The organism is Ruegeria sp. YTSA226, assembly GCF_059609905.1.
Genome location: NZ_JBXWMQ010000009.1, coordinates 99,736 through 116,487 on the forward strand (window position 1 = coordinate 99,736; position 16,752 = coordinate 116,487).

The 16,752-nt window shown below is 58.2% G+C and carries 22 protein-coding genes; 13 read left to right on the plus strand and 9 right to left on the minus strand.

From position 1 onward, the window contains the following. Window position 1: 1 nt before the first annotated feature. Entirely contained in the window at window positions 2-1,453 is a 1,452-nt protein-coding gene (locus AC2FFF_RS13175) for a sensor histidine kinase (RefSeq protein WP_142638646.1), read from the minus strand. Further along, window positions 1,450-2,187 (minus strand): response regulator transcription factor, encoded by a 738-nt coding sequence (locus AC2FFF_RS13180; RefSeq protein ID WP_142638648.1) that lies wholly within the window; start codon window positions 2,185-2,187, stop codon window positions 1,450-1,452. Before AC2FFF_RS13180 ends, AC2FFF_RS13175 begins: the two co-directional genes overlap by 4 nt. Before the next feature lie 214 nt (window positions 2,188-2,401). Between AC2FFF_RS13180 and AC2FFF_RS13185 the strand changes: the two genes are divergently transcribed. The 5 genes from AC2FFF_RS13185 to AC2FFF_RS13205 all read left to right on the plus strand — a co-directional run bounded on the left by AC2FFF_RS13185 (window position 2,402) and on the right by AC2FFF_RS13205 (window position 6,995). Continuing rightward, a complete protein-coding gene (locus AC2FFF_RS13185; RefSeq protein WP_281973294.1) occupies window positions 2,402-3,646 on the plus strand; it encodes an ABC transporter substrate-binding protein in 1,245 nt (414 codons plus the stop codon). Between the two features lie 57 nt (window positions 3,647-3,703). Beyond that, window positions 3,704-4,576 carry a carbohydrate ABC transporter permease gene (locus AC2FFF_RS13190; RefSeq protein WP_142638652.1) on the plus strand — a complete coding sequence of 291 codons (873 nt, stop codon included), beginning with the start codon at window positions 3,704-3,706 and terminating at the stop codon, window positions 4,574-4,576. After that, window positions 4,569-5,468, plus strand: coding sequence for a carbohydrate ABC transporter permease (locus AC2FFF_RS13195; protein WP_281973293.1), 900 nt, complete (start codon window positions 4,569-4,571; stop codon window positions 5,466-5,468). The genes AC2FFF_RS13190 and AC2FFF_RS13195 overlap by 8 nt, the downstream gene beginning before the upstream one ends. 4 nt (window positions 5,469-5,472) lie before the next feature. Next, complete coding sequence (locus tag AC2FFF_RS13200) at window positions 5,473-6,570, plus strand: ABC transporter ATP-binding protein (RefSeq protein ID WP_281973292.1); 1,098 nt, start codon at window positions 5,473-5,475, stop codon at window positions 6,568-6,570. A 92-nt stretch (window positions 6,571-6,662) separates the two neighbouring features. Next, window positions 6,663-6,995, plus strand: a complete 333-nt coding sequence (locus tag AC2FFF_RS13205; protein ID WP_281973291.1) for a putative quinol monooxygenase — start codon at window positions 6,663-6,665, stop codon at window positions 6,993-6,995. A gap of 2 nt (window positions 6,996-6,997) precedes the next feature. Here AC2FFF_RS13205 and AC2FFF_RS13210 read toward each other — a convergent pair whose 3' ends face one another. Both AC2FFF_RS13210 and AC2FFF_RS13215 read right to left on the minus strand, forming a co-directional pair. Then, on the minus strand, window positions 6,998-7,606 hold the full coding sequence (locus AC2FFF_RS13210) for an MlaC/ttg2D family ABC transporter substrate-binding protein (protein ID WP_142638660.1): 609 nt from the start codon (window positions 7,604-7,606) through the stop codon (window positions 6,998-7,000). Continuing rightward, window positions 7,596-8,366: an MlaA family lipoprotein gene (locus tag AC2FFF_RS13215; RefSeq protein ID WP_142638706.1), complete on the minus strand. Its 771-nt coding sequence runs from the start codon at window positions 8,364-8,366 to the stop codon at window positions 7,596-7,598. Before AC2FFF_RS13215 ends, AC2FFF_RS13210 begins: the two co-directional genes overlap by 11 nt. Before the next feature lie 345 nt (window positions 8,367-8,711). Between AC2FFF_RS13215 and AC2FFF_RS13220 the strand changes: the two genes are divergently transcribed. The 4 genes from AC2FFF_RS13220 to AC2FFF_RS13235 are packed head-to-tail and all read left to right on the plus strand — an operon-like array spanning window position 8,712 to window position 11,454. Further along, window positions 8,712-9,167 carry a RidA family protein gene (locus tag AC2FFF_RS13220; protein WP_142638661.1) on the plus strand — a complete coding sequence of 152 codons (456 nt, stop codon included), beginning with the start codon at window positions 8,712-8,714 and terminating at the stop codon, window positions 9,165-9,167. Then, entirely contained in the window at window positions 9,164-9,931 is a 768-nt protein-coding gene (locus AC2FFF_RS13225; RefSeq protein WP_281973290.1) for a glycerophosphodiester phosphodiesterase family protein, read from the plus strand. Before AC2FFF_RS13220 ends, AC2FFF_RS13225 begins: the two co-directional genes overlap by 4 nt. Window positions 9,932-9,976: 45 nt before the next feature. Then, on the plus strand, window positions 9,977-11,164 hold the full coding sequence (locus AC2FFF_RS13230; RefSeq protein ID WP_281973289.1) for a GNAT family N-acetyltransferase: 1,188 nt from the start codon (window positions 9,977-9,979) through the stop codon (window positions 11,162-11,164). Beyond that, on the plus strand, window positions 11,161-11,454 hold the full coding sequence (locus AC2FFF_RS13235) for a 4a-hydroxytetrahydrobiopterin dehydratase (protein ID WP_281973288.1): 294 nt from the start codon (window positions 11,161-11,163) through the stop codon (window positions 11,452-11,454). The genes AC2FFF_RS13230 and AC2FFF_RS13235 overlap by 4 nt, the downstream gene beginning before the upstream one ends. Here the strand turns inward: AC2FFF_RS13235 and AC2FFF_RS13240 are convergent. The 4 genes from AC2FFF_RS13240 to AC2FFF_RS13255 all read right to left on the minus strand — a co-directional run bounded on the left by AC2FFF_RS13240 (window position 11,451) and on the right by AC2FFF_RS13255 (window position 12,985). Beyond that, a complete protein-coding gene (locus AC2FFF_RS13240) occupies window positions 11,451-11,762 on the minus strand; it encodes a hypothetical protein (protein ID WP_281973287.1) in 312 nt (103 codons plus the stop codon). The two genes, AC2FFF_RS13235 and AC2FFF_RS13240, sit on opposite strands and share 4 nt — an antisense overlap. 33 nt (window positions 11,763-11,795) lie before the next feature. Continuing rightward, window positions 11,796-12,140: an EF-hand domain-containing protein gene (locus AC2FFF_RS13245; protein ID WP_142638671.1), complete on the minus strand. Its 345-nt coding sequence runs from the start codon at window positions 12,138-12,140 to the stop codon at window positions 11,796-11,798. 11 nt (window positions 12,141-12,151) lie between these two features. Further along, on the minus strand, window positions 12,152-12,397 hold the full coding sequence (locus AC2FFF_RS13250; RefSeq protein WP_271952399.1) for a glycine zipper 2TM domain-containing protein: 246 nt from the start codon (window positions 12,395-12,397) through the stop codon (window positions 12,152-12,154). Between the two features lie 102 nt (window positions 12,398-12,499). Next, window positions 12,500-12,985: a peroxiredoxin gene (locus AC2FFF_RS13255; RefSeq protein ID WP_142638675.1), complete on the minus strand. Its 486-nt coding sequence runs from the start codon at window positions 12,983-12,985 to the stop codon at window positions 12,500-12,502. Between the two features lie 99 nt (window positions 12,986-13,084). Between AC2FFF_RS13255 and AC2FFF_RS13260 the strand changes: the two genes are divergently transcribed. From AC2FFF_RS13260 to AC2FFF_RS13275, 4 genes are read left to right on the plus strand one after another with little or no spacing between them, the layout of a single operon-like run. Continuing rightward, window positions 13,085-14,296, plus strand: coding sequence for an NAD(P)/FAD-dependent oxidoreductase (locus AC2FFF_RS13260; RefSeq protein ID WP_496882970.1), 1,212 nt, complete (start codon window positions 13,085-13,087; stop codon window positions 14,294-14,296). Next, complete coding sequence (gene rsmD / locus AC2FFF_RS13265) at window positions 14,293-14,853, plus strand: 16S rRNA (guanine(966)-N(2))-methyltransferase RsmD (RefSeq protein WP_281973285.1); 561 nt, start codon at window positions 14,293-14,295, stop codon at window positions 14,851-14,853. Before AC2FFF_RS13260 ends, rsmD begins: the two co-directional genes overlap by 4 nt. After that, a complete protein-coding gene (locus AC2FFF_RS13270; protein ID WP_281973284.1) occupies window positions 14,834-15,481 on the plus strand; it encodes an HAD family hydrolase in 648 nt (215 codons plus the stop codon). Before rsmD ends, AC2FFF_RS13270 begins: the two co-directional genes overlap by 20 nt. Window positions 15,482-15,505: 24 nt before the next feature. Beyond that, complete coding sequence (locus AC2FFF_RS13275; RefSeq protein WP_281973283.1) at window positions 15,506-15,685, plus strand: hypothetical protein; 180 nt, start codon at window positions 15,506-15,508, stop codon at window positions 15,683-15,685. Here the strand turns inward: AC2FFF_RS13275 and map are convergent. Then, a complete protein-coding gene (map, locus tag AC2FFF_RS13280) occupies window positions 15,673-16,485 on the minus strand; it encodes a type I methionyl aminopeptidase (protein ID WP_271952408.1) in 813 nt (270 codons plus the stop codon). The two genes, AC2FFF_RS13275 and map, sit on opposite strands and share 13 nt — an antisense overlap. Between the last annotated feature and the right edge of the window lie 267 nt (window positions 16,486-16,752).

Genomic DNA, 16,752 nt, shown 5'->3' on the forward strand with positions numbered 1-16,752 from the left:
GTCACTGCCTGGTGATCTGCAGACGTGCGCGCAGGCCTTGCTCTCCGGCTTCGAAGCTGAGGGTGCCGCCATGCTGTTCCGCGATTGTCGCCGCGATTGTCAGTCCCAGACCAAACCCATCCGAAGACCCGGAGTTTGACCCGCGCCGGAACGGGGCCATCAGGGCTTCGATATCCGAGACGGACAGATCGGCCCCTTTGTCCTCGACGGTGATGGTTGCTATTTTGGCATCGGTTTCCAGCTGAACCTCGGCATGGCGCCCATATTTCAGCGCATTGTCGATCAGGTTGGTCAGGGCGCGCTTTAGCGAAATTGGCCTGCCAACGACCAGTATCCGCCGGGTCTCGGGCAGTGATCCATGCCCTCGGCGCGACATGAAAACGGACGTGCCGCCCTGTACCGCCACTGGGGCCAGCTTTTTCAGGGTCACCGGCAGTCCCATATCCTGATAGTCCGCGACCAGAGCCTCGACCAGCGACGTCAGTGAAATCTGCCGCGGTTCTTCGATGCTCAGCTCGGACCGTGTGTAGGTCAGAACGCTTTCGATCATGCCGGTCATCTGATCGACATCGGCCTCAAGTTTTTCGCGCAGCTCGGCATCTGGGATCAATGCGGCACGCAGCCGGACGCGGGTGGCCGGGGTGCCCAGATCGTGGCTGACACCCGATAAAACAGTGGCGCGCTTTTCCAGTTGCATGCGCTCTGCGTCCAGATGCTCGTTCACGGCAGAGACGATGTCGCGCAGTTCGGCCGGGCCATCGGCCTCATAACTGTTCGGCCCACCCCGCCTTTTGCGGTCGCGCAAGGCAGTAGAAAAGCGGGTGAAACTGTCTGATACATTGCCCACCGAGGTCAGGATCACCGCCAGCGCGACAATAGCGACCAGAATCGTAGGCAGACGCAGGTCGGTTGGGGCTGCACGGCATCCCCAGATATCTGTCCCGTCCACCTGTTGCCATGCGCCGCGCCCATAGCGGGCGATCAGTATCGGTTCGCTGCAATAGGTCGCCAAAAGCCGGGTCAGATTGCCCATTTTCTCTGGGCCGGTCTGGTCGATGCCGGAGAGGATGTCGGACACCGGGTAAACCAGCCGGTCTGACATCACAGCCAGCGTCAGCTCTCGGCCTGAAACGGGTGCTGAGCTGTCAGTCAGGATCGACAGGTTGGTGACAAAGCTGCGATCCGAAAACCCGGGAAGTTGCTCAAACTGCCCGGCATCCGCCAGGCTGGCTGCTTTGGGCGGCAATGGTACGATGGAGATGCCTGGCGGTGGGGATTTACCGATGCGCAAATCCTCGTAAATAGCGAACCCGGCAACATATGCACGGGTCTGGAATTCCTGCCATGCCCGGGCCGAGGCGAACCAAAGGCCTGCGGCCAGCAACCCCGAGGTAAAAGCGGCGCAGGTCCAGATCCAGCCCAGGCTGCGCAGGCGCGTGGCGCGGACGGTCATGCGGTTTCGTCCACAGACACCTCTGCGGCAAAGATATAGCCCACACCGCGTTCGGTCTTCAGCATTTGCGGGTCTTTGGGGTTGGCTTCGATCTTGGATCGCAGCCGCCCGACCAGCATGTCGATGGCGCGTCCCTGGCCTTCGCTCTTGTCATTAGCGCCTGTTACATCCAGGGCCGCGGCGATTTCATCCCGGGTCAGGGGAATATGCGGGTTGGCCAGAAAAACCTTGAGCATTGCTGTTTCTCGCTGCGACAGGGATACCAGATATCCGTCGGGCGAATGCACTTCGTCCCGTTTGCCGTCATAGAGCCAGCCGTCAAACCTAAAGGAGCGGGTGCGGCGGCGATAGGCAAGCGAAGGTGTACGACGCGCCCGTTGCATGACGGCGCGTACGCGAGCCAGCATCAGTTGCGGATTAAAAGGCTTGGCGATGTAATCGTCGGCGCCCACCTCATACCCGGCCATGCGTTGATGATCGGCGGACAAGGCCGAGACCAGAATGATCGGCACGTCCTGTTCGGCCCGCAGGCGGGCACAGATATCAACGCCGTTTTCATCCCCCAGCATCACATCCAACAGAATCAGGTCGATCCGACCCGACTTGAGATGCGCGCGGATTTCGCTTTCGGAACTGGCGGGCAGCGCAATGAAGCCATTCTGTTGCAGGAACTGGGTCATCATCGACCGCATTTCAGGGTCGTCATCCACCACCAACAGCCGCGGAATGCTCACAGTGTTTGTCCTCCTGTTCTCTGGCCCCTAACTTCGTCCATTGTAACGAACGGAAACAGATTCAATGCTAACGTAACACGCTGTAACAAAAGCGGTGAAAATTTGCGCCTTTCCCGGGTATTGGCCCGGATTAAGCGTTGTCAGACTCAGATAGGGGCACAGTATTGCGGCATTGCCATTTTGACTGGCACCGAATTCTCAGGGAGGAGAAAACATGAAACGATTTTCTTTTGCGACTGTGTCCGCATTGGCCGTCGCAGCCGGATCATCTGTGGTGGCCGAACCACAGGCGGAGGTCTTGCATTGGTGGACATCCGGTGGCGAGGCCAAATCGGTGGCCGTGCTTCAGGAAGAGTTTGCCTCGAACGGGGGCACATGGACCGATATGCCTGTCGCAGGCGGCGGCGGTGATGCGGCCATGACAGCGCTGCGGGCGCGGGTTCTGGCAGGCAACGCGCCGACAGCGGTTCAGCTGAAAGGCCCGGCGATTCAGGAATGGTATGAAGAGGGCGTACTGGCCGATATCTCGAACGTGGCCGCCGCCGAGGGCTGGGCCGAGGTTCTGCCCGCGTCGATCGCCGGTCACATGATGTGCGAGGGCACCTGGTGCGCGGCACCGGTGAACGTTCACCGCATTGACTGGATTTGGGCCAATGCCGATGTGCTGGCCGCAAACGGAATTGAGATGCCGACCACATGGGACGAGTTCAACGCCGCAGCCGAAAAACTGCAGGCCGCCGGTGTGATCCCGCTGGCGCATGGCGGTCAGGCCTGGCAGGACGCTACGGTTTTCGAAGCCGTCGCGCTGGGTCTTGGCGGACCGGAATTCTATCAGAAAGCCCTGGTCGATCTGGACCCCGAGGCGTTGACCTCGGACACAATGATCCAGGTCTTTGACCAGATGCGCACCCTGCGTGGTTATGTGGACGAGAATTTCTCGGGTCGCGACTGGAACCTTGCCACCGCGATGGTGATGAACGGCGAAGCGGCCTTTCAGATCATGGGTGACTGGGCCAAGGGCGAATTCCTTGCAGCGGGCAAGAAGCCTGGTGAGGATTTCCTGTGCGCCTCGACCCCCGGCGATGGATATCTGTACAATGTCGACAGCTTTGCCATGTTCGAGGTTGAGGGCGACGACAATCGCGCCGGTCAGGAATTGCTGGCCAAGCTGATTGTTGCACCGAACTTTCAGGAAGTGTTCAACCTGAACAAGGGCTCGATTCCGGCCCGGACCGATGTGTCGCTGGATGCCTTTGACATCTGCGCGCAAATCTCGGCCGAAGACATGGGCTCGACATCGGCGAATGGTTCGCTGCTGCCGTCTTACGCGCATGGCATGGCGCTGCGCGGGTCGCAGGCTGGTGCGATCACAGATGTTGTGACCGCGCATTTCAACTCGGATATGTCCTCGGCTGACGCGGTTCAGCAACTGGCGGACGCGGTGGCCAACAGCTACTGATCCAATACGCTCTGCCCCCCAAGGTGTGGGGCAGAGCATCTTTCCCCGGAGGAAAACATGTCCGAATGGCTGGAAAACCACCTGCCCAAGGTGGTGCTGGCACCGTCGTTCATCGCCGTATTGATCTTTGTCTACGGATTTATCGGATGGACCGCATGGGTGTCGCTTACACGCTCAAAACTGCTGCCGAAATACGAGATCCATGGCTTCATCCAGTATGAGCGCCTGTTCGACTCTCCTCGCTGGGATACGGCGATTGGCAACCTGTATATCTTTGGCACTCTGTTCATCGTGATCGCGATGCTGCTGGGCCTGCTGCTGGCCATCCTGCTGGATCAGAAAATCCGCGTCGAAGGAGCGATCCGAACAATCTATCTCTACCCCATGGCGCTGTCGATGATCGTCACGGGCACGGCGTGGAAGTGGATCCTGAACCCCGGTCTGGGGATTGAGTCCATGGTGCAGGGTTGGGGCTTTCCCAACTTCGAATTCGATTGGCTGGTGAACCCCGATTACGCGATCTACACTATTGTGATCGCTGCACTCTGGCAGAGCTCGGGCTTTGTGATGGCGCTGTTTCTGGCCGGTCTGCGCTCGGTCGATGGCGAGATCATCAAGGCCGCACAGGTCGATGGTATTCCCACATGGCGTATCTATACCGCGATCATCATCCCGTCGATGGCCCCGATTTTCCTGTCCGCTTTCATCGTGTTGGCGCATCTGGCAATCAAAAGCTTTGACCTTGTCATCGCCCTGACTGGCGGCGGCCCGGGTTATGCCACCGATCTGCCCGCCACTTACATGTATGCGATGGCCTTTTCGCGCGGCGATATCGGTCAGGCGGCGTCTTCTGCAATGATCATGATGCTGGTCGTCTTTGCCATCGTGGTTCCTTATCTCTACTCAGAATTGAGGGCCAAAAATGACTGATCTGTCGATGCCCCACACCCAAACCCGCAGTCAAAGTAACATGAGCAAAATCGTCCTGCGCTGGCTGCTTTACGTGGTGCTGTGCCTGTTCGCGCTGTATTACCTGACGCCATTATTTGTGATGCTGACGACATCGCTCAAAAGTCTTGAGGAAATCCGAACCGGTAGTCTGATATCGTTACCGCGTGAGGTGAGTTTCGAGGCCTGGAAAACCGCTTGGTCGGGCGCCTGCACGGGTATCCAATGCGAAGGTCTGCGGCCTTACTTCTGGAACTCGGTCCTGATTGCGGTGCCTGCGGTGGCTATCTCGACCCTGCTGGGCGCTCTGAATGGTTACGTTGTCGCGCAGTGGCGGTTCAAAGGGGCTAACATCATCTTCTCGCTGATGCTGTTTGGTTGCTTCATTCCGTTTCAGGTCGTCCTGCTGCCGATGGCGCGCCTTCTGGGCATGATGGGTATTGCCGGAACCATTCCGGGTCTGATTTTTGTCCACGTAATCTATGGTCTTGGCTTCACCACGCTGTTTTTCCGCAACTATTATGTCTCTATCCCGGCCGAGCTGACCAAGGCCGCTCGCGTCGATGGGGCCGGGTTCCTGCGGATTTTCTGGTCGATCTTCCTGCCACTGTCACTGCCGATCATCGTGGTAACCGTGATCTGGCAATTCACGCAGATCTGGAATGATTTCTTGTTCGGCGTGTCGTTCAGCCAGGCGGGCACACAGCCTGTGACTGTGGCGCTTAACAACATCGTAAACTCCACCACCGGTGTCAAAGAATACAATGTCGACATGGCCGCCGCGATCATCGCGGGTCTGCCGACGCTGCTCGTCTATGTCGTTGCCGGTAAGTATTTCATCCGCGGCCTGACCGCTGGCTCTGTGAAGGGATAGAATGATGGCTCCCATCCTTGATATCAACAAGCTGTACAAGAACTACGGCGCAACCGAGATCCTGAAGGATATCAACATCTCGATCGAACCGGGCGACTTTCTGGTGCTGGTCGGCCCATCGGGCTGTGGTAAATCCACCTTGCTGAACTGCATTGCCGGGCTGGAACCGATCACCGGCGGTACGCTGGCCATTGGTGGCAAAGACATGACCCATGTCAGCCCTAAGGACCGGGACATCGCCATGGTGTTTCAGTCCTACGCCCTGTACCCAACCATGTCGGTGGCCAAGAACATTACCTTTGGCATGAAAGTGCGCGGCGTGGATCAGCCCACGCAGGACGCCAAGCTGAAAGAGGTCGCGTCCCTGCTGCAGATCGAACCTCTGCTGAACCGTCGCCCCAGCCAGCTGTCCGGCGGTCAGCGTCAGCGGGTGGCGATGGGACGGGCGCTGGTGCGTGATCCCAAGCTGTTCCTGTTTGACGAGCCGCTGTCGAACCTCGACGCCAAGCTGCGGGTTGAGATGCGGACCGAGATCAAGAAGCTGCACCAGACGCTGGATGCCTCGATCGTTTATGTCACCCACGACCAGATCGAGGCGATGACGCTGGCCACCAAGATTGTGGTTCTGAAAGGCGGGATCGTGCAACAGATCGGCAGCCCGGCGGAGATCTATAACAACCCCGCCAACCTGTTCGTCGCCGATTTCATGGGCTCGCCTGCGATGAACCTGATCCCTGCAAAGGCCACCAAGAACGGCACGGGCACCGAAATCGCCATTGAGCGGTCATCCGGTGAAACGCTGGTTCTCAAGGATGCCCGTGATCTGTCGCTGCCGCAGGACGTGATTCTGGGCCTGCGCCCCGAGGATATCGCCGAGGCCGGATTCCGCGCAGGCGACGGTGTGCAGGAGGCGGTCTGCATGGTCGACATGGTCGAACCTGCCGGAGCTGACACCTATGTAGTGTCCGAACTGGGCGGCAAACTGGTCACTGCGCGCCTGCACGCGGAAACCAGCGCCCAGGCCGGACAAGAGCTGAACCTGGCCTTTGACATGAGCAAAGTGTCCTATTTTGCCAAGGAAACCGGCGAGCGGTTGAACTAGCGCACTGCGCAGGACTTGTTCTTGCTAAACTCGGGCAATTTCGCCAAGTACTGATGCCATGTCAGGCCAACGAGATTGCCCGGGGAATATCGATGATACTGGAAATTCGACATTACACACTAAAACCGGGCCGCCGAGAAGCGTTCATAGAATTCTTTGAGAAACACAATCGCGCTGCGTTGCGGGATGCAGGAATGCTTGTGTTTGGGCCGCTCAGAGACCTGGAAAATCCTGACAAAGTGCATTGGATGCGCGCGTTTTCTTCGTTGGAAGAACGCGACAGGATAAAGGACAGCTTCTATGGTGAGGCGGTCTGGAATGACCAGATCGAACCCATTGCAATGCCAATGATCGCACACTATGAGGCCGAACTGGTCGAAACTACGATCGGATTTGAAAGTTTTGACTGCAGCAAATCGCTGTGAATTCACCCGGTTCGCTTCATATCCTTGATCAGACGGTTCAGATCACCGCCGCGCGCGTCCAGCATGGCGCCAATCTCGGTACGTTCGGTCAGCAGCATGTTCACGCCTTCGATAAACATGTTGAAGAATTTGTCGCGGCCGGATTTGTCGGACACCAGGAAGGTCACCTCAAAGGGCGAGGAGCCCTGCAGCTTGACCGAGGTACGCACCTCGTATCCGGCTTTGATCTTGCGCGCATTTCGAACGGTCACCTCGCCGCCAATGAACTCGCGAAAGCGACGTCCGTATTTGTTCGAGATATAGCCCTGAAACGCGTCGGTGAACTGCTTTATCTGTGACGCACTGGCCGAGCGGCCATCGGCCCCCAGCACATAGCGGGCCATGATCGGAACGTCGGCATATTGCACGAAGATCTTTTCAAAATCGCGGATCATGCTCTTTTCGGATTTTCCCGAACTGATGACGCGGTTGATGTCATCCACAACGCTAACGACCAACGCTTTTGCACTGGCCTCTGTCTGTGCAAAGCTTGGCAAAGGGAGGGTGGCTAGCGCCAGGCCGGCGATGCCAGATGCAATAAACTCTCTTCTCTTCAAATAATTACTCGGCATATGGATCCTCGTAGGGGTCAAGGTAGGGGTCTCTGACAGGGTCGGTCCCGATATCTGCATAGGGATCGTCATACAATCCCAGATAGGCGTCCTCATCATCGCGTGCCAGTTCGAAACGTCGATTTTGCAGGTAAATTGTTTGTGCCTGCTTATAGCTGTCAGCACTTTCATAGAGGATGGAATCGACTGTGTCCGAGAACCGTCCACGGTCGCCCATCCGCCTTACGATTTCGGCGTAGACGCCGATATTCTCAACCGGGCGCACCGGTGTGAAGTTGATCGGGTTCGAAAACAGGTTGACGACGACGCCGACCGCATCCCTGGATGTTGAGGGACCATAGAAGGGCAATTCCACATAGGCACCTTCGCCAAAACCCCAGACGTGCAGGGTTTCACCGAAATCGGTATCCACGGGCGGCAGGTTCAATTCGCTGGCCGGGTCAGACAGACCCGCGCCACCAACGGTCGTATTGATGAGGAACCGCAGCAGGGCATTGCCCGACTGCTTCAGATTGCCCTGCAGCAGATAATCCAGAGCCTGACCCGGCATAGTCAGGTTTTCGGCAAAATGGTTGAAACTGGTCACCATCGGATCGGGCACGATCTTCACATAGCCTTTCGAGGCCGGACGGAACAGGAACCGGTCGACGCCCAGATTGAACTTGTGAATGCCGCGGTTTGTATTCTCGTAGGGATCGAAAGTATCGCCGCGCGCGGCCTGATCGGCGGGTTGGGACGCACAAGCGCCAAGAACGGTCATCAGGGTCACGACAATCAGGGGCTTGAATCTGATCTTGCTCAACACGGTATTTCAACTCCAAACGCGCCAGCCGTTTTGTGAGTGGGGCTGGACGCTCAATCAATAATGCCTGCGGCCATTTTGCGGCTCAATCTGTCGTCACATAAAGGTTTTGGGCCCATTTTGAAACAGTTCGCGTTTAACCCGGCCGACTGCATCTGGTAAAGTGACACAAGTTCAACACCTCGGGATAAGAGAAGTTACGCTTAATACGCCACTGACCGCAGTTTTACTGGTTTCACACTTTTCCAGCCGAACGATCCCGGATAGCGTCCCGCCGAGTCTATATCAGGTGAGGATCAACATATGAGTATCGCAGCAAAACTCGAAAGCCTGGGAATCAGTCTGCCAGACGGGCCGGCGCCCGCCGCCAACTATGTGCCTTTCGTGCGGGTCGGCAATATCGTCTACGTTTCAGGACAGATTTCCAAGGATGCGGAACTGATCACCGGCAAGCTGGGTGATAACATGGATGTTGCAGCGGGTGCTGCGGCCGCCAAGGTCTGCGCGATCAATCTTCTGGCGCAGGTCAAGGCTGCTTGCGGTGGCGATATAGAAAAGCTGGTGCGCGTGATCAAACTGACAGGGTTTGTGAATTCAACCGCCGATTTCACCGACCAGCCGCAGGTGATAAATGGTGCGTCGGACTTTCTGGTCGAGGCGCTGGGCGAGGCTGGTCGCCATTCGCGCTCGGCCGTGAGTGCAGCGTCGTTGCCGTTGGGCGTCGCGGTTGAGATCGAAGGCATCTTCGAGATCGCATGACCCCGTTACTGCCCGCTACGTTCCTACAGGCCCCGATCACGCATCGGGCCCTGCACGACAAATTGGACAACCGCCCGGAAAACAGCCGGGCGGCGGTTCGTGCCGCTGTTAAGGCCGGTTACGGGATTGAGATTGATCTGCAGTTGAGCGCCGACAACCGGGCTTTGGTCTTTCACGACTATGACCTGGGGCGACTGACCGGGCGACCGGGGCCAGTTCGGCAGATTTCGGCGCAGGTAGCGTCCGAGACACAGCTGTTGCACGCTGATGACGGTATTCCGACACTGGATGATGTGCTGGAAATCGTGGCGGGCAAGGTGCCCCTGCTGATCGAGCTTAAGGATCAGGACGGTGTGATGGGCCCGAATGTGGGCCCGCTCGAGCGCGATACTGTACGAGCCCTTGAGGGTTATGAAGGTCCGGTGGCGCTGATGTCGTTCAACCCCAATTCGGTGGCTGAACTGGCGCGGTTGGCGCCGCATTTGCCCAGGGGGATCACGACCTGTTCGTATCAGCCCAAAGTCGAACTTTTGCCTGCGGCGGTGTGCGATTACCTGCGGGACATCCCGGATTTCGTAAGGGTCGGGGCCAGTTTCATCAGCCACGAAGTCGAAGACCTGTCCCGCCCAAGGGTTGCCGAGCTGAAGGCGCAGGGTGTTCCGGTCCTGTGCTGGACCGTTCGCTCGGCCGCGCAAGAGGCCGAGGCTCGCAAGATTGCCGATAATGTGACTTTCGAAGGGTACTTAGCCGCGCATCCGGGTTGAACCGCGCCCCTTCCGTCACAGATAAAGATCAAACGCAGAGGGCACATGGATCAGGCACAAATCGAGGTTCGGGTACTTGGATCGCTCTCGCAGATTACTGCGGCAGAGTGGGACAGCTGTGCCTGCCCCGAGGCTGCGGATGGGGGCCGTCCGCTTGATCCCTTTACCACTCATCGCTTTCTTTTGGCTTTGGAGGAGAGCGGGTCGGTCGGGCCGGGTACCGGCTGGCAGCCGCAATACCTGACGGTTTATCTGGATGGAATGTTGATCGGGGCCGCCCCGATGTATGCCAAATCGCATAGTCAGGGCGAATATATCTTCGACCACAACTGGGCGCATGCCTATGAAAACGCCGGCGGGCGGTATTATCCCAAACTGCAGATTGCCGTGCCGTTCACCCCGGCCACCGGGCGCCGCTTTCTGCTGCGGCCGGGATATCAGGCGGTGGGAATGTCCGCCTTGGTGCAGGGGGCGGTGCAGCTGGCCGCGGATAATCAGGTATCGTCGGTCCATGCGACCTTTTGCACTGAAGATGAGGCGCTGGCGGGCGAACAGATGGGCCTGATGTTGCGCCATTCCCAGCAATTTCACTGGCTGAACGACGGGTATGCGAATTTCGATGGATTTCTGGCCGCTTTATCCTCGCGCAAACGCAAGAACATTCGCAAGGAACGCGCGCAGGCCTGCGCCTTTGGCGGCGAAATCCGCGCGTTGACGGGTGATGACCTGCGCCCTGAACATTGGGACGCGTTCTGGGAGTTCTATCAGGATACCGGCGCTCGGAAATGGGGCGTGCCCTATCTGACGCGGCAATTCTTTGATATCGCTCAGGAAACCTTGGCGGATGACATGGCATTGGTTCTGGCCGAGCGCGGCGGGTATCCGATTGCGGGGGCGCTGAACTTTATCGGGCGCGAGACGCTTTATGGCCGTTACTGGGGCTGCGTCGAACATCATGCCTGCCTGCATTTCGAACTGTGCTATTATAGGGCAATCGACTTTGCCATTGCCCAAGGCCTGGCTCGGGTCGAGGCTGGGGCGCAGGGCGAACACAAGCTGGCGCGCGGCTATCTTCCCACGCGCACGCACAGCCTGCACTGGGTCAATGACCCCAGCTTTGCCGATGCGATCAAAAAATATCTGGACGCCGAGGCCCAAGCAGTGGGAGAAGAAATCGAGATTCTGACTGATTATGGCCCGTTCAGAAAGTCGAACCCGGAGGAACACCAATGACTGAACTTCTGTCGACCGAGACCCGTGGCCCCTTGCTGGACCCGCTGTTCAAAAGCGGCTGGACCATGGTCAAGGACCGGGATGCGATCACCAAGACCTTTACCTTCGAAGATTTCGTCCACGCCTTTGGCTGGATGACCCAAGTGTCCATGTTTGCCGAGAAATGGAACCATCATCCCGAATGGTTCAATGTCTACCGCTCGGTCGAGGTGACGCTGTCCACCCATGATGTCGGCGGGCTTTCGGCGCTGGACGCCAAACTGGCCCGCAAGATGGACAGCCTGGTCTAGCCGCTGTCACCGCGTGATCCGACACCACCGGCAAGGCTGGCAACCTGACCCAGCCGCCTGAACTCGGCTGGGGTGACCAGGTTGTCACTAACGTCGATTTCGGCAGGTATCCGGGTAGTTCTGTTGCCGATCATGCGCACGGACCGTGCTGCGGGGTTGATGTCGAGACAACGCCGGTCATAGCAGGTCAGGCCATTGGTACTGATCTCTATCCTCGGTTGGCCATCAGGGCCGGTCACAATAGGGGCCTGCGGCACATCACATGCCGCAAGCAACCCCAACGCAAAAAGAGCGCTCCATTTGGTCATTGCATACTCCTGTCTGGTCCAGGGCCGCAGAGCCTAATCCAGTTGACCGTTGCTGTTCTGATCGGCAGAAATAAAATCTTCGGTCATATGCTGATCGTATTCCGTTCTTGAAATATTACTATCCCGGTCCCGGTCAACCTTTTGGAATTGCTTTATATCCAGAAACGGCTTGGCTTCATCCAGGCCCAATGTGCCGTTCTTGTCCTCATCCATCGTCTGGAACGCATAGTCGGAAAAGGCGTCGAACTCATCTTTCGACAGGAAGCCGTCATTATTGGTGTCGATGGCCTTAAGCTCATTCTCATGCAGCTCTGCCACGGTTTCGGCCGTTGCGGCACCCGCCAGGGACAACATCGACAGGACGATTGCGGTTTTCATCTTCATCCCTCTCAACATGCGAACCTCTGACCTTCAACGCCGCCGACCGCAGCACCCGCTGCCGTCAGGATGGTTTTCCCGGAACCGCCGCCAAACTGATTGCCGATGACACCGCCCAGCAAGGCACCACCCACTGTGCCGCTCAGGCAGGCGATCTCATGCTGTCGTGCGGCCTGTTGCTGCGGGGTAGGGGCCGGTCCACAAGCGCCAAGTGCGCCGGTCAGACCTAAAAGAAAGGTAAATGTCTTTAGGTTCATAAACAAACTCCCTGATGAATATGTACCAAGTATTCGCCCATCATGAGAGTGCCGCAAGTTAAATTGCGAAAATGGCCCCAGCAGCACTGGGGCCAGATCAGGTCAGATAACCTCTAACAGCCCTTCACCTGCGGAAATCTCGCAGACGCCGGGATTTTCCTCCAGGTTCATGGCGACCACTTTGCCGTCTTCGACCAGCATCGCATAGCGCTTGGACCTGCCGATCAGACCAACGGGCGGGGCGTCGAAATCCATCCCGATGGCTTTGGTGAATTCAGACGCCGCATCGGCCAACATGGTTAGGCCAGTCGCAGTTGCGCCTGTGGACTCGCCCCAGGCGCTCATGACAAAGGGGTCGTTGACCGAGATGCAGATGATTTCTTCCACGCCTTTTGCATCGAACTGGTCTTTGGTACGCATAAAGCTTGGAACATGCGCCGTTGTGCACGTGCCGGTATAGGCGCCGGGCACGGCGAAAATGACAACCTTGCGCCCTTTGGTCTTGTCCGAAACGCGGACCTCTTCAGGGCCATTTGCCCCCATTTGGGTCAATGTGGCGTCGGGCAGAGTGTCACCTGTTGAAATCATTTTTTCGCTCCTGTCATTTGGATTTGCAGAGTCGGGCCTAGCCGCAATATAGGTGAGCTAACAAAAGTGACCACGGGAATTCGACAGGGTGAGGGGAATATGAGCCATATTGTCGTGATTGGCGCCGGCCAGGCAGGTGCTTCGCTTGTCGCCCGGCTGCGCAAAGATGGGTTCGACGGCGAGATTACTCTGATCGGCGCAGAGCCGCATTTGCCCTATCAGAGACCGCCTTTGTCTAAGGCCTATCTTCTGGGTGAGATGGGGCTAGAGCGCCTGTTCCTGCGCCCCGAAAACTTCTATACCGATAACAATATCACCCTGCGCCTTGGTCAGCGCGTGACCGGAATCGACCCTCAGGCCAAGACCGTGACGCTGGGTGATCAGGTTGTTGCTTACGACGAGCTGGCCCTGACCACCGGATCGGATCCGCGCCGCCTTCCAGCCGCTATTGGCGGCGATTTGGACGGGGTGCATGTGGTGCGTGATCTGGCCCATGTGGACGAAATGGAACCTTATGTGTCCGAAGGCGCGCGTGCGCTGATCGTGGGCGGAGGATACATCGGGCTTGAGGCCGCAGCCGTTTGCGCCAAGCGCGGGGTCAAGGTGACCCTGGTTGAAATGTCCGACCGCATTCTGCAACGGGTCGCCGCCCCTGAAACCAGTGACTATTTCAGAACGCTGCATTCCGAATATGGCGCCGATATCCGCGAAGGCGTCGGGTTGGACCGTTTGCTGGGTGAAAACGGCAGGGTCACTGGCGCGGTGCTGACCGATGGAACAGAACTGGCGGTCGATTTCGTTGTTGTCGGTGTTGGCATCGCCCCTGCGACCCAACTGGCCGAGATGGCCGGGCTTGAGCTGGACAATGGCATCAAGACCGATGCGCATGGGCGCACCTCTGATCCGTCGATCTGGGCGGCGGGCGATTGCGCCTCATTCCCGCATGCTGGCGGGCGTATCCGTCTGGAAAGCGTGCCAAACGCGATTGATCAGGCCGAGATTGTTGCCCAGAACATGTTGGGCGCGGCAAAGGATTATACTGCGACCCCGTGGTTCTGGTCGGATCAGTATGACGTCAAACTGCAGATCGCGGGCTTGAACACCGGGTATGACCGGGTGGTGACCCGCAATGGTGACGGGCAGACCGTGTCCTACTGGTACTATAAGGGCGATCAGCTGATCGCGGTCGACGCGATGAACGATCCGCGTGCCTATATGGTTGGTAAGCGTCTGATTGAAAGCGGAAAAACAGCTGATCCTGCTATTGTGGCTGACCCGGATGCGGACCTGAAACCGCTGCTCAGAGCGTGAGGATCATCGCCGGAGCCTTCCGAGGTCGGGCTTTGGCCTCGGTCGGCAAGGGGGACGCCGGCGCGCATCTGCGCCCGACCACAGACCGGGTACGCGAAAGCCTGTTCAACGTACTGGCCCATCAGATTGATTTTGACGGGCTGCGCGTGTTGGACCTGTTCGCAGGCACCGGTGCGCTGGGGCTTGAGGCCTTGTCGCGCGGCGCGGCACATGTGAGCTTTGTCGATGATGGCCGCGTGTCACAGGGCCTGATCCGCAAGAATATCGACCTGACCCGCAGCTCTGACTGTACCGAGCTGATCCGTCGCGACGCCACGCGGTTGGGGGCCAATCCTGCAACGCCTTATGACCTGATCTTCCTAGACCCGCCCTATGGCAAATCCCTTGGCCAAAAGGCGATTGCTGCCCTGTCAGAGGGCTGGTTCGCACAAGGTGCCCTTTTGGTCTGGGAGGAAAACGCGCCCATGCAGCCGCCCGAAGGATTCGTCCTGCAAAACAGCCGCAAATATGGCGATACGCATATCACCCTGATGTGGAATGGCGATCCGGATGCATGATCTGGTGATCTTCGATTGCGACGGAGTCCTGGTCGACAGTGAGCCGCTGTCCAATCAGGTACTGGTCGACAATCTTGCCCGTTATGGCCTGAACTTGACAATCGAAGACAGTATGAAGCTGTTCGTCGGGGGCACCATGATCGGGGTGCGGGACAAAGCCCGGGCGCTGGGCGCGGAGCTGCCCACAGGCTGGGTTGATGAGGTCTACGCGGAAACCTATGACCGGCTCCGTCTTGGCGTTCAGCTGATGCCCGGCGTGGCGGACCTGCTGGCGGTTCTCGAGTCAAGGGGGCTGCCCTTCTGTGTCGCCTCGAACGGCAGCCCGGACAAAATGCAGATCACATTGGGTCAGAACGGGTTGTGGGATCGGTTTCGCGATGTCGCCTTTTCGGCCCATGTTCTGGGGACGGCCAAGCCGGACCCGACATTGTTTCTAACCGCGGCAGACCGGTTCAACGCCGCAAGCCCCGTGGTGATCGAGGACAGCCTCAGCGGTGTGACCGCAGCAAGCCGCGCGCATATGCGCTGTCTGGCCTATGCGCCGCCGGGTGGCGGCGAACAACTGGCCGCTGCGGGGGGCGAAGTCTTTGCTGACATGGCACAGGTCCCGGCGCTTTTGGGGATTTGACCCGGTCATGTTACCCTATGGGGCATGGACCGCGCACTGACCCCTTCGATCTGGTCGCTTCCGCAAGAGGCTGACACCGCCACCAATCCCAAGCGCACGCCCCAGCGCGCGCCGGTGTTCATCCATGACGCGGTCACCCCATGGGGGCCGGAAACCTTGCTGCTAAAGCTGCTACGGGATCAGGCGGCGGATCAGGAAGAATAGGTCGGGTGGTACTTGCCGCCTGGCGACAGGGTGAAAATCTCGACCCCATCTGCCGTTACACCGACCGAGTGTTCAAACTGTGCCGACAGTGATTTGTCGCGCGTCACGGCGGTCCAGTCATCGGCCAGCGTCTTGGTCTCGGGGCGGCCCAGATTGACCATCGGCTCGATGGTAAAGAACATGCCCTCTTCCAGAACCGCACCAGTGCCCGGACGACCATAGTGCAGAACGTTTGGCGGTGCATGGAAGACCCGGCCTAACCCGTGGCCGCAAAAATCGCGGACTACGCTCATCCGGTGTGCCTCGACAAATGATTGAATCGCGTGGCCGATATCGCCGAACGTGTTGCCGGGTTTGACCATCTCAATGCCCTTGAACAGGGCATCATGAGTGATCTGGATCAACCGTTCGGCTTTGCGTGGCAGCTTTCCCGCTACATACATGCGCGAGGTATCCCCGAACCAGCCGTCGACAATAACGGTCACGTCGATATTCAGGATATCGCCATCCTTCAGCTTTTTGTCGCCGGGAATGCCGTGGCAGACCACATGATTGACGCTGATACAGCTGGCATGCTGATAGCCCTTATATCCAATCGTGGCCGAAGTTGCGCCCGCATCCTCGACCATCTGCGTGATGAGCCCGTCAATCGCGCCAGTGGTCTGGCCGACGAACACATGATCGGCAATATCATCCAATATCCGCGCAGCCAAAGCCCCTGCCGCCTGCATGCCGGCAAAGTCACCCTGTTCATAGATACGGATACCGTCCTTGGTCAGACGGCCACGATGTTCTTTCATCGATGCGAGGCTCCAAATATTTCGCGCAGCACCCTTTTTACGCTGCTTGTGCAGAAAGTACCAGAGGGCGCACGGTCGCGGGTTAAGATGGGGATCAATGCCGTGGCTTCAAGGATTGGTCGGATTGCCTTTGTTGGGCGCGTGCTTTTTCTGAGCACATTGCCCATTCGGAGGGGTGCGCTAATGTCGGCTTAGGGTCAGGACCCATTGATTTCCGTTTTGCGGCGTGATTCACGGTTCAAAAACGAGCGGTGAACATGTCTGATC

What these genes read in the sequence shown, in the direction of transcription:
- AC2FFF_RS13175 (WP_142638646.1), bottom strand. Translation starts at nt 1,453, where the DNA reads ATGACCGTCCGCGCCACGCGCCTGCGCAGCCTGGGCTGGATCTGGACC.
- AC2FFF_RS13185 (WP_281973294.1), top strand. Translation starts at nt 2,402, where the DNA reads ATGAAACGATTTTCTTTTGCGACTGTGTCCGCATTGGCCGTCGCAGCC.
- AC2FFF_RS13190 (WP_142638652.1), top strand. Translation starts at nt 3,704, where the DNA reads ATGTCCGAATGGCTGGAAAACCACCTGCCCAAGGTGGTGCTGGCACCG.
- AC2FFF_RS13195 (WP_281973293.1), top strand. Translation starts at nt 4,569, where the DNA reads ATGACTGATCTGTCGATGCCCCACACCCAAACCCGCAGTCAAAGTAAC.
- AC2FFF_RS13200 (WP_281973292.1), top strand. Translation starts at nt 5,473, where the DNA reads ATGGCTCCCATCCTTGATATCAACAAGCTGTACAAGAACTACGGCGCA.
- AC2FFF_RS13205 (WP_281973291.1), top strand. Translation starts at nt 6,663, where the DNA reads ATGATACTGGAAATTCGACATTACACACTAAAACCGGGCCGCCGAGAA.
- AC2FFF_RS13210 (WP_142638660.1), bottom strand. Translation starts at nt 7,606, where the DNA reads ATGCCGAGTAATTATTTGAAGAGAAGAGAGTTTATTGCATCTGGCATC.
- AC2FFF_RS13215 (WP_142638706.1), bottom strand. Translation starts at nt 8,366, where the DNA reads ATGACCGTTCTTGGCGCTTGTGCGTCCCAACCCGCCGATCAGGCCGCG.
- AC2FFF_RS13220 (WP_142638661.1), top strand. Translation starts at nt 8,712, where the DNA reads ATGAGTATCGCAGCAAAACTCGAAAGCCTGGGAATCAGTCTGCCAGAC.
- AC2FFF_RS13225 (WP_281973290.1), top strand. Translation starts at nt 9,164, where the DNA reads ATGACCCCGTTACTGCCCGCTACGTTCCTACAGGCCCCGATCACGCAT.
- AC2FFF_RS13230 (WP_281973289.1), top strand. Translation starts at nt 9,977, where the DNA reads ATGGATCAGGCACAAATCGAGGTTCGGGTACTTGGATCGCTCTCGCAG.
- AC2FFF_RS13235 (WP_281973288.1), top strand. Translation starts at nt 11,161, where the DNA reads ATGACTGAACTTCTGTCGACCGAGACCCGTGGCCCCTTGCTGGACCCG.
- AC2FFF_RS13240 (WP_281973287.1), bottom strand. Translation starts at nt 11,762, where the DNA reads ATGACCAAATGGAGCGCTCTTTTTGCGTTGGGGTTGCTTGCGGCATGT.
- AC2FFF_RS13245 (WP_142638671.1), bottom strand. Translation starts at nt 12,140, where the DNA reads ATGAAAACCGCAATCGTCCTGTCGATGTTGTCCCTGGCGGGTGCCGCA.
- AC2FFF_RS13250 (WP_271952399.1), bottom strand. Translation starts at nt 12,397, where the DNA reads ATGAACCTAAAGACATTTACCTTTCTTTTAGGTCTGACCGGCGCACTT.
- AC2FFF_RS13255 (WP_142638675.1), bottom strand. Translation starts at nt 12,985, where the DNA reads ATGATTTCAACAGGTGACACTCTGCCCGACGCCACATTGACCCAAATG.
- AC2FFF_RS13260 (WP_496882970.1), top strand. Translation starts at nt 13,085, where the DNA reads ATGAGCCATATTGTCGTGATTGGCGCCGGCCAGGCAGGTGCTTCGCTT.
- AC2FFF_RS13270 (WP_281973284.1), top strand. Translation starts at nt 14,834, where the DNA reads ATGGCGATCCGGATGCATGATCTGGTGATCTTCGATTGCGACGGAGTC.
- AC2FFF_RS13275 (WP_281973283.1), top strand. Translation starts at nt 15,506, where the DNA reads ATGGACCGCGCACTGACCCCTTCGATCTGGTCGCTTCCGCAAGAGGCT.
- map (WP_271952408.1), bottom strand. Translation starts at nt 16,485, where the DNA reads ATGAAAGAACATCGTGGCCGTCTGACCAAGGACGGTATCCGTATCTAT.